The following is a 14,117-nucleotide window of genomic DNA, read 5'->3' on the forward strand; positions in this document are numbered from 1 at the left end:
GCGTCGTCTTCAATCCCTCACCCCACCGTAACAAAGCTGTCCATAACCCGCTTCCGCCCTGCGGTCTCGAAGTCGATCTCCAGCTTGTTTCCCTCGATTTCGGCGATCGCGCCGTAGCCGAACTTCTGGTGGAAGACGCGCATGCCGATGCTCACGTCGTCGCGGCCCTTGTTGCCGAGGCTGACGGCGCTGGCTCGGGCCTCCACGACGCGCGAGGGTTCGCGGGAGAAGGTTCGGCTGGTGAAGGCGCCGCCGGGTTTGGCCGGGTCTATGCCGGGGGACAGGCCCGCGGCGCGTTGCCAGCCGGGGCCTCGGCCGGTGCCGCGCGCGACATCGGCGAAGGGGTCGGCGCGTTCGGACCAGTTGGCGCGCCACAGGCTTTCGCCGCCGGACATGGTCGTCTCGCTATCGGTATGTTCGGGCGGGAGTTCGCCGACGAAGCGGCTGGGGATCGAGCTGGTCCACTGGCCGTAGATGCGGCGGTTAGCGGCGTGGATGATCGTCGCGCGGCGGCGGGCGCGGGTGATCGCGACGTAGGCGAGGCGGCGCTCCTCCTCCAGGCTGGCGAGGCCGCCTTCGTCCAGCGAGCGTTGCGAGGGGAACAGCCCTTCTTCCCAGCCGACGAGGAAGACGGTGTCATATTCCAGCCCCTTCGCGGCGTGGATCGTCATGATCGTGACCTTGGGGTCCTCGGCATTGCTCTCGTTATCCATGACGAGGCTGACATGTTCGAGGAACGCGCCGAGGTTTTCATATTCCTCCATCGCGCGGACGAGTTCGGTGAGGTTTTCGAGGCGACCGGCGGCTTCGGCGGATTTCTCCGCCTGGTACATGGCGGTATAGCCGCTTTCGTCGAGGATCTGGCGCGCGAGATCGGGGTGCGGCATCTCGCCCGCCATGCTGCGCCATCTGGCCATGTCGCCGACGAGGTTGCCGAGCGAGCGGCGGGCGGCGCCGGTCAGTTCGTCGGTGTCGAGGATGCGCGCGGCGGCGGTGGTGAGCGGAATGCCCTCGGCGCGGGCGAGCTGGTGGACCTTCTGCACCGCCTTGTCGCCAAGGCCGCGTTTGGGGACGTTGACGATGCGTTCGAAGGCGAGGTCGTCCGCCGGCTGCGCGACGACGCGGAGATAGGCGAGCGCGTCGCGGATTTCGGCGCGTTCGTAGAAGCGGAAGCCGCCGACGATGCGGTACGGCATGCCGATCGCGATGAAGCGGTCCTCGAACTCGCGGGTCTGGTGCTGCGCGCGGACGAGGATCGCGACCTCGTCCAGCGACTTGCCGTCGCGCTGCGTCCCCTCGATCTCGTCACCGACGCGGCGCGCCTCCTCCGGCCCGTCCCATACGCCGAGGACCTTGACCTTGTCGCCGACGTCGAGATCGGTCCAGAGCTGCTTGCCGAGGCGCCCGCTATTGTTGGCGATGACGCCGGAGGCTGCGCCCAGGATATGCGGGGTGGAGCGGTAATTCTGTTCGAGCCGGATGACCTTCGCGCCGGGGAAGTCCTTCTCGAATTTCAGGATGTTCTCCACCTGTGCGCCACGCCAGGAATAGATCGACTGGTCGTCGTCGCCGACGCAGCAGATGTTCTTGCGCTCCTGTGCGAGCAGGCGGAGCCAGAGATACTGGACGCTGTTCGTGTCCTGATATTCGTCGACCATGATGTATTTGAAGCGGCGCTGATATTCGGCCAGCACTTCGCGGTCGCGCTTCAGGATGACGAGCATGTGGAGCAGCAGGTCGCCGAAATCGCAGGCGTTTAGCGCGATCAGGCGCGTTTGGTAGTCGGCATACATCTCGCCGCCGCGGCCGTTGGCGTAGAGTTCGCTTTCGCCCGCATCGATGTCGGCGGGCGTGAGGCCCTTATTCTTCCAGCCGTCGATCACCCCGGCGAGCTGGCGCGCGGGCCAGCGTTTCTCGTCGATATCGGCAGCGACGATGAGCTGTTTCAGCAGCCGCATCTGATCGTCTGTGTCGAGGATGGTGAAGTTGGATTGCAGGCCGACGAGTTCTGCGTGGCGGCGGAGCATCTTCGCACCGATCGCGTGGAACGTGCCGAGCCAGGGCATGCCCTCCACCACGTCGCCGACGATGTTGCGGACGCGGTGCTTCATCTCGCGCGCGGCCTTGTTGGTGAAGGTGACGCTGAGGATCTCGGACGGCCAGACGCGCTTCGTCCAGAGCAGGTGCGCGAGCCGGGCGGTGAGCGCGGCGGTCTTGCCCGTGCCCGCGCCGGCGAGAACGAGGACCGGGCCTTCGGTGGTCAGCACGGCCTCCCGCTGGGGCGGGTTCAGCCCGTTGATGTAGGGCGGTTCTTGCTGCGATACTGGGCTGAGCGACATTCGTGAACAGGTAGGGAACGCGGGCGCGGGGGGCAAGCGGATTGGGGATTGCGGAGTCGAACCGGGTGTGGAACAAAGCGGCAACGCTAAGGAGGCCGGTAATGGTGACGGGTGGATGCCGATGCGGCGCGGTGCGATACGAGGCGGACGGGACGCCCGATTATAGCGCGCTGTGCGAATGCAACGAATGCCGCCAGTCGTCGGGGGCGTTCCTGACGGGCTGGGCCTTGTTCCCGATCGAGGCGGTCAGGATCACCGGAACGCCGGCGAGCCACAATTCGTCGGGCGACGTGCAGCGGCAATTCTGCGCGACGTGCGGGACGGGTCTGTTCTTCCTTAGCGACACGGTTTTCCCGGGAAAGATCGACATCCAGACGGCGAGCCTGGACGATATCGAGGCGCTGCCCCCGCAGGCGCGCATCCAGACGGCGGATGCGGCGAAATGGATGGACGAGTTCGAGGCGCTGCCGAAGTTCGCACGCTATCCGAGCTAACGGGTTTCGTCCCGGGCGCGGCTCGGCCGGGCAGGGATGCGCGTGACGGAGCGTTGTGCGCGGCGGATCGGCCATTACAAGACCGTGCTTAGTTCCGGGGAGATCGTGGATGGACCGCCGTGACGTAGTTCGAGCGCTCGGCCTGGGTGGCGCGGCACTGGCGACCGGTATGGCGCGCGCCGCGGTGGCGGAGAGCGCGGTGCAGGACTCGCGCCCGATCGTCAGCCGGGTCGCGCTGATGGACGGGCGGGTGGTGATGGCGCTGACCATCCAGGGTGCCGGACCCTATCTCTTCATGCTGGATACGGGCGCGGTTGTGAGCATCATCGACGATGTGCTGGCGAAATCGTTGAAGCTGGACCAGCGCCGGTCACTCGTCGCCTCGGGAGTCGGCGGGCCCGTGACGATGCCGCTCTATCTGGCGCGCGACGTGGTGTTCGGCGGCGGCGCCCGGCAGCGTGGCGTGGCCTTTGCCGGTCGCGACAGCGGGTTCGGCCCGGACATACGCGGGGCATTGGCGGCGGGGATGCTGACCGGCGCGGACAGCGACCTGGATATCGAGAAGGGCGAGTGGCGGACCTATCCGGGCGGGCGGCCGGACCGGACGGGGTTCTTCCGCATCGGCGACGCGATCAAGACCGACGTGACGGGATCGTCGCAACTGTTCGGCGACGCGACGATCAATGGGCGGCGTTTTCGCTTTCTGCTGGATACCGGCGCGCCGGGGGGCTTTTCGATCAACCGGCGATCGGCGCGCGAGCTGGATCTGTGGAACGACACGCGGCCTTATGCGCCGGTGCGACCCAGCGGGATCGGCGGACAGGACAATCTGGCGCGGCTGGTTCGGAGCGACGTGGTGGAATTCGGCGGCGCGCGGTTCGAACGCCCGCTGGTCATGGTGCGCAACGGAACGACGCGCGACGGCGTGGACGGGATCATCGGGCTGAGCGTGCTGCGGCAGTTCAACCTGTCGACCGAAGTGAAGGCCAGGGCGTTGTGGGTGCAGAGACATGCCAGTCCGGAACCGCTGAGGGACCGTTACGGCCTGTCGGGGCTGTGGCTGAGCGGCGAGCGCGACCAGGTGACGATCGCCGATGTCGGGACGGGCAGTCCGGCGGCGGCGGCGGGGCTGAAGATCGGAGATCACATCACGGGCGCGCCGTTTCCCGCGCTGTTGCGCACGCTGTCCGGACCGCCGGGGACGGAGATCAGCTTGCAGATCGACCGCGGCGGGACGCCCGCGACCGTGCGAGTCGCCCTGGCGCCGTATCTGTAGCGAAGCCGTATCTGTAGCGAAGTCGGGCCGACAGACGGGTTTCCGGAATTCCTGCGGTATTTTTCTGCATCGAGGCGCGCTAACGGTCCGGCACAAAATCGGATCGGCTGGAGGATGCGGATGGACGTAGTGGATCGATGGCATGCCTATGTGAAGAGCGGCGACCCGGCGGCGCTGGAGGCGCTGATCGGTGAGGATTGCGTGTTCCATTCGCCCGCCGTGCATACGCCGCAGATCGGTCGCGTGCTGACAGTGCGGTATCTGACCGCGGCGATGCTGGTGCTGAAACGACCCGATTTCAGATATGTGGGCGAATGGCGCGCGGAGCGATCGGCTGTGCTGGAGTTCATGCTGTCGATCGACGGGATCCAGATCGACGGGATCGACATGATCAGTTGGGATGCGGATGGGCGGATCACCGAGTTCAAGGTGATGATGCGGCCGTTAAAGGCATTGAACACGATCCTGCCGCTGATGGCGTCGCGCCTGACCAACGGGTGAAACGCACCGGCGCGGGACGGCCACGCGATCGTCACGGAACCGTCATCAACGTGTAACGTAGCCCGGCAAAGGCGGGGCCATCATGCCAACACACGTTATAGCGGCTGAAGAGCCGGCCCCCGCTGCGTTTGCGTCCGTGCCAATCACGCCGACGGGGTTGGCGACAGTCCCCGCGCATGGCGGGTTCGATCGACCGATCTCCCCGACCGCGCGGATCCTGTTCATGATCGCTTTGGTCGGCGGCTTCGCCTATGCCGGGTTCAGCGTGTTCGTGGACACGCGGCAGGTGGGCGAAAGCCTGGCGCTGGGCGTGTTCGCCTTTCTCGGCCTCGCGCTGCTGATCGCGTTGGGGTTCGAATTCGTCAACGGATTCCACGACACCGCCAACGCCGTCGCGACGGTGATCTACACCAATGCGATGCCGGCGCATCTGGCGGTGATCTGGTCGGGCTTCTTCAACTTTCTCGGTGTGATGCTGTCGTCGGGCGCGGTGGCCTATTCGATCATCACGTTGTTGCCGGTGGCGCTGATCCTGAACGTGGGGAGCGCGGCCGGGTTCGCGATGATCTTCTCGCTGCTGCTGGCCGCGGTGCTGTGGAATCTGGCGACCTGGTATGTCGGTCTGCCGAACAGTTCGAGCCACACGCTGATCGGATCGATCCTGGGCGTGGGCGTGGCGAACCAGTTGCTGTCGGGCGGCGGGGCCGGGGGAACAACCGGGCTGGATTGGGCGCAGGTGCAGAAGGTGATGACCGGGCTGTGGATGGCGCCGCTGATCGGCTTCGTCGCCGCTTTGATCTTCCTCTTTGTGATGAAGCGCGTGGTGCGCAAGCCCGCTTTGTATGCGCCGCCGGTCGAGGGCGAGCCGCCGCCCAGGGGCATTCGCGCATTGCTGATCTTTACCTGCACCGCGGTCAGCTTCGCGCATGGCGGGAATGACGGGCAGAAGGGCATGGGGCTGATCATGCTGATCCTGATTGGGTGCGCGCCGACCGCCTATGCGTTGAATCGCACGCTGCCGAGCGCGGCGACGCCGGCCTTCATTCAGGCGGCGAACGGCGCGGCGGCGACGTTCGATGCCAAATCCGGCGGGCTGGATGTCGCGCCGGCCGAGGCGCGCGGCGTGCTGACGACGGCGTTGCAGGCGAAGACGGTCGACGATCCGCGCGTCTATGGCGCGGTGGAAACGGTGTCGCGCGATCTGGCGGCGCGGGTCGGCAGCTATGGCGCGCTGAGCAATGTGCCCGCAGGCGTCGCATCGAACGTGCGGAACGACATGTATCTGGTGCTGGATACGACGCGGCTGATGACCAAGGCGAAGACCGCCAGCGCGCACTTTTCCGAGCCCGAACTGAAGGGGATCGAGGCGTATCAGACGATGCTGGAAAGCGGCACGCGGTTCATTCCTCTCTGGGTGAAAATCAGCGTCGCGCTCGCACTGGGGTTGGGCACGATGGTCGGCTGGAAGCGGATCGTGGTCACGGTCGGCGAGAAGATCGGCAAGAGCCACATGACCTACGGCATGGGCGCATCGGCGGAAATCGTCGCGGCCTCCGTGATCCTGGCGGCGGAGCGGTTCGGCCTGCCAGTGTCCACGACGCATATCCTGACCTCCGCCGTGGCCGGTTCGTCGGTCGCCAACGGGCAGGGACTGCAGGGGCGGACGATCCGCAACATGGCGCTGGCCTGGGTGATGACGCTGCCGGCGGCGATGCTGCTGTCGGGCGGGTTGTATTGGGGGTTGCTGACGGCGGTTCGGGTGTTCGGCTGGTAGGGTTGGTTGCGAGCCGGGGGTGCGGGGGCTCGCGGGGGCTAGGCTCTCTCGCAGCGGCACTTGAACGAGGCCTCAATTCTATCTGCATAACCCCCACCGTTCGTTTCGAGCGAAGTTGAGAAACTTGGGGACGGTCGTGTGGGGCGGTTTCTCGACTTCGCTCGAAACGAACGGTGGGTTGGGGAGGGCGCTAGCGGCTTGACGGAGCGGTCTGTGGTTCCTGCTTTGGATAAGCCCAGACAATCGTCATTCCCGCGCAGGCGGGAATCCATAGTCACCGAGGTTACGGCGCCTTTCGAACCGGCAGCCGTTATGGATCCCCGCCTTCGCGGGGATGACGGTGGTTTTGAGGCTGGCGGTGGGTCATCCGGGGATGACCGTGGTTTGAGGCTGGCGGTAAGCCATCCGGCGAGCCGGTGGTTGGGGCAGGTGCTTCGACAGGCTCAGCACGAACGGGGTGGGGGGTAAAGACTCCTGAGCATCGGTCGTGTCGGCTTAGCAGCGCGTGGATCCTATCGACCACCGGACCGTCCGAGCCCCAACGCGTCACGCTCCTGAACAACGCGCGGCTTTCGACAATCGCGGCGGGAGCGGTATGGAGGCGGGATGAGTGCATCATTCAGCCACGCCCCGACGCCCGGACATCGCCGCATCCTGACCGCGAGCCTGATCGGGACGTCGGTCGAATTCTACGATTTCTACATCTACGCAACTGCGGCGGCTTTGGTGTTCGGGCCGCTATTTTTCCCCGCAGAAAGCGCGTCGGCGCAGACGATGTTGTCCTATGCCAGCTTCGGCCTGGCCTTTTTCGCGCGGCCGCTGGGGGCGGCGGTGTTCGGGCATTTCGGGGATCGGCTGGGGCGCAAGTCGACCCTGGTCGGATCGCTGATGCTGATGGGCGGCGCGACGGTGGCGATCGCGTTTCTGCCGACCTATGCGCAGGTCGGCTGGATCGCGCCGTTCCTGCTGTGCGTGCTGCGGTTCGCGCAGGGGTTCGGGCTTGGCGGCGAATGGGGCGGGGCGAGTTTGCTGGCGGTGGAGAACGCTCCACCCGGATATGAGAATCGCTACGGCATGTTCCCGCCGCTCGGTGCGCCGATCGGGTTCATCGCGGCGAACGGATTCTTCCTGCTGCTCGGCACGATGCTGGACGATCAGCAATTCCGCGACTGGGGCTGGCGCGTGCCGTTTCTGGCGAGTGCGGCGCTGGTCGGGCTGGGGCTGTGGGTACGGCTGAAGCTGACCGAGACCCCGGCGTTCCGCGAAGCGGCAGCGCATCATACCTTGCCCAAGGTGCCGATCGCCGAGCTGTTCCGGTCGCACCTGCGCCCGACGATCGCGGGGACGGTGGGCGTGATCGCGTGTTTTGCGCTCTTCTATCTGACGACGGCGTTCGCGCTGAGTTACGGGACGACGGTGCTGGGGCATGGGCGGCAGGCGTTTCTGGGCGTTGAGATCGGCGCGATCCTGTTCCTTGCTTTGGGCGTGGTCGTGTCGTGCATTTGGGCGGACCAGACGGGCGCGCAGGCGATGCTGCGGCTGGGGTTCGTCGGGTGCATCGTCACTGGGTTGCTGATGGGGCCGATGCTGGGCGCGGCGAGCCTGTGGGTGGTGTTCGCGTGGCTGGCGTTCGGGCTGTTCGTGATGGGGTTCGCGTACGGGCCGCTGGGCGGATGGCTGCCGTCGCTGTTCGAGCCGGGGGTGCGCTATACCGGCGTGTCGATCGCGTTCAATCTGGGCGGAATTTTTGGCGGCGCGCTGGCCCCGATCGCCGCGACCGCACTGGCCGCGCGGGGCGGGCTGGCGCTGGTCGGGGTGTATCTGATCGTGGCGGGCGTCGTCAGCCTTGGTGGGTTGATGCTGTTGCGGCGGTGATCAGGAGGGGCGCAGGATGGTGAGCTTGGCCTTGCCGGAGACGCGTTCGACATCGATCTCGAAGCCGTCGACAGCGATCTTTTCGTCGCGGCCGGTCTCGATGCTGATCCACGTCGCGGGTCCGACCCAGCCCGAGCGGCCGAGCTTGTCGAGCGCGACAGCGCCCGCGCCCGAGGCGTAGGGCGGGTCCATCAGGATCACGTCTAGCGGCTTGACGACGTGGCCGAGCGCCATGACCGATCCGGGGCGCACATCGGCCTGCGCGCCGAGTTTTTCGATGTTGAGGCGCAGCGCATCGAGCGCGGGCTTGTCCTGTTCGACAAAGACACAGGAGGCGGCGCCGCGCGACAATGCCTCAAGCCCGAGCGCGCCGGAGCCTGCGAACAGGTCCGCGACGGCGAGCCCTTCGAAACTGCCGAGGCGGCTGGTGAGCATCGAGAACAACGTCTCGCGCGTGCGATCCGCGGTCGGGCGGGTAGCGTCACCCTTTGGAGCGACGATCTGACGACCGCGCCATTGGCCCGAGATGATGCGCATGACTTATTTCCGGTTGGTCGGGGGCGCTTGGCACCCGTAGGCTTGCCGCCGCCACGTGGGGTGGGGCGGGTCGAGGGGCGGGTTTCGCTGCGTGCGCCGGTGCCGGCCTCGCGCGGCGGGCGCGCGGGCTTGGCGCGGACGTTGCGGCCGAGTTCGGGATTGAACACGCGCGCTGGGCGGTCGCCGGCGCTTGCATCGCGGGGCGGCTTTGCGTCGTAGAAGCGTTTCGGGCGGGCACCGGGGGTTGTCGCGGTGGGTGCCGCGTCGCGCGGGGCCTGGTCGAGCGAAGGTTGCCAGCCGGTCGCCTTCGGATCGGGGCGGGCGGGGCGGCCACTGGCGCGTTTTCCGCGATTGGGGTTGTCGACGAAGGTCGCGCGGTCGGCGGCGGAGGCGACTTCGCGGGTGATGCGCGTCGCGGGCTTGCCGGCCTGAACCGGGCTGGGGCGGCGGCTGGGTGCGCCGGGGGCGGGGCGGGGGGCCGTCGGGGCGCGGACGTGCGGTGCCGACCTTGACCGGTTCGGGCTTGGGACGCTGACTGAATTTCTCGTCGCGGCGCAGGCGTTCGGGGGGCGGGTTCTTGGTCGGGTTCTTGCGGAAGGCTGCGACGTCGTGTCCCTTCACCTCGCCCACGCCACCGACGGGCAGGTCGGCGAGCAGGAACGGGCCGTAGCGCGTGCGGATCAGGCGGCTGACCTTCAGCCCGAGGAATTCCAGTACGCGGCGGACTTCGCGATTCTTGCCCTCGGTCAGGATCATTTCGATCCAGACGTTCGCGCCGGTGCGGCGTTCGAGATTCGCGTTGATCGATCCGTAGCGCACGCCTTCGATCTCTACGCCGTGGATCAATTCCTCCAGCTGCGCCTGCGTGACGTTGCCGTAGGCGCGGGCGCGATAGGCGCGCTCGACGCCGGTGGAGGGGAGTTCGAGCTGGCGCTTCAGTTCGCCGTCGGTCGTGAGGAGCAACAGCCCCTCGGTATTCAGATCGAGCCGGCCGACCGGGACCAAGCGGGGCAAGTCCTTGGGTAATTTGTCGTATATCGTCGGGCGGCCGCCGGGGTCGCGCTCCGTCACCAGCAGGCCGGAGGGCTTGTGATACAGGAACAGACGCGCGGCGGTGGGCGCGTCGACGGGCACGCCGTCGACCGTGACGCCGTCGAGCGAGGCAAGGATCGTCGCGGGCGTATCGATGATCGTCTCGTTCAGCGCGACGCGGCCATCGGCGATCATCCGCTCGATCTCACGGCGGGAGGCGATGCCGGCGCGCGCGAGCAGCTTTGCGATGCGTTGACCGTCCTTCGGATCGGCGGCGGATTTTGATGCGTTGGTCACGACCCCGCTGATACAGCCTAAATGCGCGCAGTTACGAAAAAAGTTGCGACGAACTTCAAACGCGCGCGTTAGAGACACAGGCGTAACGATGCTGCAGGGGGCTTTGACCTGGGCACGAGGACAAAGGCGGTTCCCGGACCATGCTGTTCGGCAAGAAGAAACGGCGTATTTGCAGGCTTCTGATCGTGGAGGACGAACCGTTGGTTGCGTTCGACACGGAGCATTTCCTGCGCGACGAGGAGTTCGAGATCGTCGCCACGGTGGACCGGGTGGCGGACGCTATGGAAGTGATTCGGCGTTCTGGGGACGGCGTCGGAGGGATCGACCTCATGCTGGTGGATGTCAGCCTGGCCGATGGCAGCGGAATCGACGTCGCGCGCGTGGCGCATGGCGCGGGGATACCAGTGATGTTCGTCACCGGATCCTGCCCCGTCGGCGCGAGCGAAGTGGCGGTCGGGTGTTTGTCCAAGCCCTATGCGCAGCGGAGTTTGTTGTCGGCGATCGATGCGATCGAGCAGTTGCTGGATGGCAAGGCGCCGAAAAGGTTGCCGAGCGGGTTTCGGTTGTTCGCGGCGGGTTAGTCCGGGGCTCTAGGGTTCTTGCACCGTTCGGTTCTAGGGAAGTCGGGTAACCTTGGACGGTCCTGCGTGATTGTTTCTCGACTTCGCTCGAAACGAACGGGGGGGGAGTTGGCGTCGTGGTTGAAGCAGGTGCTTCGACAGGCTCAGCACGAACGGTTGGGAGTTCAGACGCGCGTCACGCCGTTTCCCCCGCCCGCGCATCGCCTTCGCCTGCGGTTCCTGCATCGCCGATCGAGCTGTCGATCAGGCCGGACCTGCTCATCCACCAGAACAGCAGCACGCCGGGCAGCGCGACGAAGAAGGTCATCCAGTAGAACGACACATAGCCGAACGATCCGACCAATGCGCCTGCCGTGGTCGCGGTGAGCAGGCGGCCGACGATGCTCGCGCCGGCCGAGATCAAGGCATATTGAGCGGCGGTGAAGCGCAGGTCGCAGAGCGCGGCGAAATAGGCGATCACCGTCACGCCGCCGATGCCGCTGGCGATGTTTTCGAACCCGATCGTGCCGGCCAGCCCCCAGACGCTGTGTCCCGCGCCCGCAAGTATTGCGAAGCTGGCATTGGAGATCGCCATCAGGATCAGCGAGATCAGCACCGATCGTTTCAAGCCGAGCCGCGCATACAGCACGCCGCCGATGAAGATGCCGATCAGATATGCCCAGAAGCCGACGCCGATATCGTAGATCGCGATCTCGTCATTATCGAAGCCGAGATCGTTGAGCAGCAGGCGCAGGACGATCTGACCGAGCGTGTCGCCGATCTTGTGGATGAGGATGAAGACCAGGACGACGATCGCGCCGCGGCGTCGGAAGAATTCGAGGAACGGGCCGATGATCGACGCCCAGATTTCGGGTAGTCCGCGACGGGCGGCCGGTTCGCGGCGGCGTTCCGGTTCGCCCATCAACAGGCCGGTGAGGATCGCCGGAAGCGCGAACAGCGCGCAGACCATGTATGCGCCCGACCAACCGATCCGGCTGGCCAGTACCAGCGCCAATGCACCCGCGGCGACGGAGCCGATCCGCCAGCCATATTGCGTCATGCCCGAGCCGACGCCGAGCTGATACGGCTTCAACTGTTCGATCCGGTACGCGTCGATGACGATGTCGAACGTCGCGCCGGCCAAGCCGACCAGCACCGCTGCGAGCACCGTCGCGCCCATATCCGCTTTCGGATCGACCAGGGCGAGATTGACCACAGCCGCCATGACGAGGATGCCCGCGAAGAGCAGCCATGACACGCGCTGTCCCAGCCGGCCGAGCACGGGGATATGCACGCCATCGACCGCCCATGCCCATAAGGGCTTCAGATTGTAGACGAGGAAACCCAGCGTGAAGGCGGTGATCGTCTTCTTGTCGATACCGTCCTGCGCCAGACGGCTGGTCAGCGTCGCGCCGATCATCGCGTAGGGAAAGCCCGAGGATATGCCGAGGAAGAAGGAAGCGAGTGGCGCCTTTTCGACATAGGGGCGCAGACCGTCCATCCAGGTGCTGCCGGGCCCGTCCGTCGTGCCGTTCATCCGTTTTTGCTCCCCCACGTTCATTGCGGGGGAGGTTAGCCTTGGTGAACGAAATAAGACAGCCCTTCGGCGATCACGCCGCGATCGGGCGCCCCGCATCGGCGAAGGATTGCGCGACGGCAGTGGCGCTGGCCAGGACGCCGTCGATGCGGCGGATGCCGAGCAGATCGGACAGGAGGAGGCGCGCACTGTCCGGAGCGGTTTCCGCGCGGGCGAGGATCGTCAGCAGCGCGCTTTCGGCCGAGGTGATGCGCCCGCAGCAGCACGGTGCGATGGCGATCGGGCAGCTGGAATTTGCCGCGAGATCGGCCATCAGCGCGCGCATCAGTACAAGCGGCCGACGGAAATTTTCCCCGAACCCATTGATGAAGGTGTGCGCGACATGCGCGTCGGACAGGCCGTTCGCGCCCATCCGGCGCACCGCGAACAGCGCCAGCCGGGCGTTGGCGCAGGGGGGCATTGCGTGCGGCAATGCGGCGGCGGTGTTCTGGGCGATCGAGTTGGCAGTGCTCATGATAGGCGACTCCGCTTGGCTTGAGCGCAAGGTCGCCTGTTCGTTATTGCAAGTCAATATCAATAAGAGATCAGGTTGGCTGCTCGTCGTTGGCGGCGAGCACTTCACCGGCGAGGTAGAGCGTTCCGGCGATCAGCACGAGGCGGGGACTGTCGTCGAGCAGGTCGATCGCGGCATTGAAGCTGTCCGCGGTGGATGCGGTGGGACCGAGGCTCGCGGCGATTTCGGCAAGTTTTTCAGGGGTGTGATGCGCGTGGCCGGGCACCGGGACGGCGATGACGTGGGTGAGTTGCGGCGACAGTTCGCGTAACACGCCGGGCGCGTCCTTGTTGGCGAGCATGCCTGTGATCAACGTGACTGGGCGGCCGCGCGCGATGCGGCGCAGCGCCTTGGCGAGCGGTTTCGCGGCGGCGGGATTGTGCGCGCCGTCCAGCCAGACTTCGCTTCCTTCGGGCAGGCGCGCGGTAAGCGGGCCGTTGCCGAGGCGTTGCATCCGGGCGGGCCAATGCGCCCAGTCCGCCGCCGCGCGCAACGCCGCCTCCGGAATGTTCAACACGCCCTGATGGCGGAGCATCGCGATGGCGAGCGCGAGGTTGCGCGACTGGTGCGTGCCGACGAGCCGCGGGCGGTTCGTGGCGATCGTGAAGCCGGGATCGCTGTAGCGCATCGTCGTCCGTGCGCTGTCGCTGTGCCACGCGGTGCCACGCGCGAGGACCGGCGCACCGGCGGCGGCGGCGATTTCGGCGATCCGGTCGCGCAGCGCTTTGGGATAATCCATCGTGACGAGCGGCACGCCGGGCTTGGCGATGCCCGCTTTCTCGCCCGCGATCTGCAAGAGCGTGTCGCCGAGGAAACTCTGGTGGTCGATGCCGAGCTGCGCGATGCCGGTGACCGCGGGGCGGGCGATGACGTTGGTCGCATCGAGCCGCCCGCCAAGCCCGACCTCGATGATGCAGGCATCCGCGTGCGTGCGGCTGAACGCGAGGAAGGCGACGGCGGTGGTGACCTCGAAGAAGCTCGCGCCGATGCCGTCGGCGACGTTCAGCACCTCGTCGAGCAAGGCGGCGAGCGCGTCGTCGTCGATCAGCGTGCCGGCGATGCGGATGCGTTCGTTGAAGCGGACGAGATGCGGGCTGGTATAGACGTGCGCGGTATAGCCCGCCGCCTCGATCGCCGCGCGCAGGAAGGCGCAGGTCGATCCCTTGCCGTTGGTGCCAGCGACGTGGAAGACGGGGGGCAGCCGGTCCTGCGGATTGCCGAGCCGGGCGAGGAGCGCGGTGATGCGTTCGAGGCCGAGGATGTCGGCGCCGGGGGAGAGCGCCCAGAGGCGGTCGAGCTGGTGCTGGACGGCAGGGTTGGTGGAGGTGGCGTGGTCGGGCAT

At 66.5% G+C, this 14,117-nt stretch carries 12 protein-coding genes; 6 read left to right on the forward strand and 6 right to left on the reverse strand.

From position 1 onward, the window contains the following. Positions 1-17: 17 nt before the first annotated feature. A complete protein-coding gene (locus H5J25_RS08645) occupies positions 18-2,339 on the reverse strand; it encodes an ATP-dependent helicase (protein ID WP_202095695.1) in 2,322 nt (773 codons plus the stop codon). Between the two features lie 101 nt (positions 2,340-2,440). Here H5J25_RS08645 and H5J25_RS08650 point away from each other — a divergent pair, with 101 nt between their 5' ends. The 5 genes from H5J25_RS08650 to H5J25_RS08670 all read left to right on the forward strand — a co-directional run bounded on the left by H5J25_RS08650 (position 2,441) and on the right by H5J25_RS08670 (position 8,259). After that, positions 2,441-2,833: a GFA family protein gene (locus H5J25_RS08650; protein ID WP_202095697.1), complete on the forward strand. Its 393-nt coding sequence runs from the start codon at positions 2,441-2,443 to the stop codon at positions 2,831-2,833. A 109-nt stretch (positions 2,834-2,942) separates the two neighbouring features. Then, complete coding sequence (locus H5J25_RS08655; RefSeq protein WP_202095698.1) at positions 2,943-4,109, forward strand: aspartyl protease family protein; 1,167 nt, start codon at positions 2,943-2,945, stop codon at positions 4,107-4,109. Positions 4,110-4,229: 120 nt separating this feature from the next. Next, complete coding sequence (locus H5J25_RS08660) at positions 4,230-4,610, forward strand: nuclear transport factor 2 family protein (protein WP_225883455.1); 381 nt, start codon at positions 4,230-4,232, stop codon at positions 4,608-4,610. Positions 4,611-4,833: 223 nt separating this feature from the next. Beyond that, the gene (locus H5J25_RS08665; RefSeq protein ID WP_202096202.1) at positions 4,834-6,384 is read left to right on the forward strand and encodes an inorganic phosphate transporter; all 1,551 of its coding nucleotides are present in this window, start codon (positions 4,834-4,836) and stop codon (positions 6,382-6,384) included. Positions 6,385-6,990: 606 nt separating this feature from the next. After that, complete coding sequence (locus tag H5J25_RS08670; RefSeq protein WP_202095700.1) at positions 6,991-8,259, forward strand: MFS transporter; 1,269 nt, start codon at positions 6,991-6,993, stop codon at positions 8,257-8,259. On the opposite strand, the gene rsmD is transcribed toward H5J25_RS08670, so the two are convergent. Both rsmD and H5J25_RS08680 read right to left on the reverse strand, forming a co-directional pair. Then, positions 8,260-8,796: a 16S rRNA (guanine(966)-N(2))-methyltransferase RsmD gene (rsmD, locus tag H5J25_RS08675; RefSeq protein ID WP_202095701.1), complete on the reverse strand. Its 537-nt coding sequence runs from the start codon at positions 8,794-8,796 to the stop codon at positions 8,260-8,262. 3 nt (positions 8,797-8,799) lie between these two features. Further along, the gene (locus H5J25_RS08680; protein ID WP_225883456.1) at positions 8,800-10,125 is read right to left on the reverse strand and encodes a pseudouridine synthase; all 1,326 of its coding nucleotides are present in this window, start codon (positions 10,123-10,125) and stop codon (positions 8,800-8,802) included. Positions 10,126-10,265: 140 nt separating this feature from the next. On the opposite strand from H5J25_RS08680, the gene H5J25_RS08685 reads away from it, so the two are divergent. After that, the gene (locus H5J25_RS08685) at positions 10,266-10,706 is read left to right on the forward strand and encodes a response regulator (protein WP_202095702.1); all 441 of its coding nucleotides are present in this window, start codon (positions 10,266-10,268) and stop codon (positions 10,704-10,706) included. Positions 10,707-10,881: 175 nt separating this feature from the next. Here the strand turns inward: H5J25_RS08685 and H5J25_RS08690 are convergent, their stop codons facing one another. The 3 genes from H5J25_RS08690 to H5J25_RS08700 all read right to left on the reverse strand — a co-directional run bounded on the left by H5J25_RS08690 (position 10,882) and on the right by H5J25_RS08700 (position 14,117). Then, the gene (locus H5J25_RS08690) at positions 10,882-12,222 is read right to left on the reverse strand and encodes an AmpG family muropeptide MFS transporter (protein WP_202095703.1); all 1,341 of its coding nucleotides are present in this window, start codon (positions 12,220-12,222) and stop codon (positions 10,882-10,884) included. 73 nt (positions 12,223-12,295) lie between these two features. Next, the gene (locus H5J25_RS08695) at positions 12,296-12,736 is read right to left on the reverse strand and encodes a DUF6628 family protein (protein ID WP_202095705.1); all 441 of its coding nucleotides are present in this window, start codon (positions 12,734-12,736) and stop codon (positions 12,296-12,298) included. A 70-nt stretch (positions 12,737-12,806) separates the two neighbouring features. Then, positions 12,807-14,117, reverse strand: a complete 1,311-nt coding sequence (locus H5J25_RS08700) for a bifunctional folylpolyglutamate synthase/dihydrofolate synthase (RefSeq protein WP_202095706.1) — start codon at positions 14,115-14,117, stop codon at positions 12,807-12,809.

This window comes from Sphingomonas aliaeris, from assembly GCF_016743815.1.
GTDB classification, from domain to species: domain Bacteria; phylum Pseudomonadota; class Alphaproteobacteria; order Sphingomonadales; family Sphingomonadaceae; genus Sphingomonas; species Sphingomonas aliaeris.

What these genes read in the sequence shown, in the direction of transcription:
- H5J25_RS08660 (WP_225883455.1), top strand. Translation starts at nt 4,230, where the DNA reads ATGGACGTAGTGGATCGATGGCATGCCTATGTGAAGAGCGGCGACCCG.
- H5J25_RS08690 (WP_202095703.1), bottom strand. Translation starts at nt 12,222, where the DNA reads ATGAACGGCACGACGGACGGGCCCGGCAGCACCTGGATGGACGGTCTG.
- H5J25_RS08650 (WP_202095697.1), top strand. Translation starts at nt 2,441, where the DNA reads ATGGTGACGGGTGGATGCCGATGCGGCGCGGTGCGATACGAGGCGGAC.
- H5J25_RS08645 (WP_202095695.1), bottom strand. Translation starts at nt 2,339, where the DNA reads ATGTCGCTCAGCCCAGTATCGCAGCAAGAACCGCCCTACATCAACGGG.
- H5J25_RS08670 (WP_202095700.1), top strand. Translation starts at nt 6,991, where the DNA reads ATGAGTGCATCATTCAGCCACGCCCCGACGCCCGGACATCGCCGCATC.
- H5J25_RS08700 (WP_202095706.1), bottom strand. Translation starts at nt 14,117, where the DNA reads ATGCCCGACCACGCCACCTCCACCAACCCTGCCGTCCAGCACCAGCTC.
- H5J25_RS08685 (WP_202095702.1), top strand. Translation starts at nt 10,266, where the DNA reads ATGCTGTTCGGCAAGAAGAAACGGCGTATTTGCAGGCTTCTGATCGTG.
- H5J25_RS08665 (WP_202096202.1), top strand. Translation starts at nt 4,834, where the DNA reads ATGATCGCTTTGGTCGGCGGCTTCGCCTATGCCGGGTTCAGCGTGTTC.
- H5J25_RS08655 (WP_202095698.1), top strand. Translation starts at nt 2,943, where the DNA reads ATGGACCGCCGTGACGTAGTTCGAGCGCTCGGCCTGGGTGGCGCGGCA.
- H5J25_RS08695 (WP_202095705.1), bottom strand. Translation starts at nt 12,736, where the DNA reads ATGAGCACTGCCAACTCGATCGCCCAGAACACCGCCGCCGCATTGCCG.
- rsmD (WP_202095701.1), bottom strand. Translation starts at nt 8,796, where the DNA reads ATGCGCATCATCTCGGGCCAATGGCGCGGTCGTCAGATCGTCGCTCCA.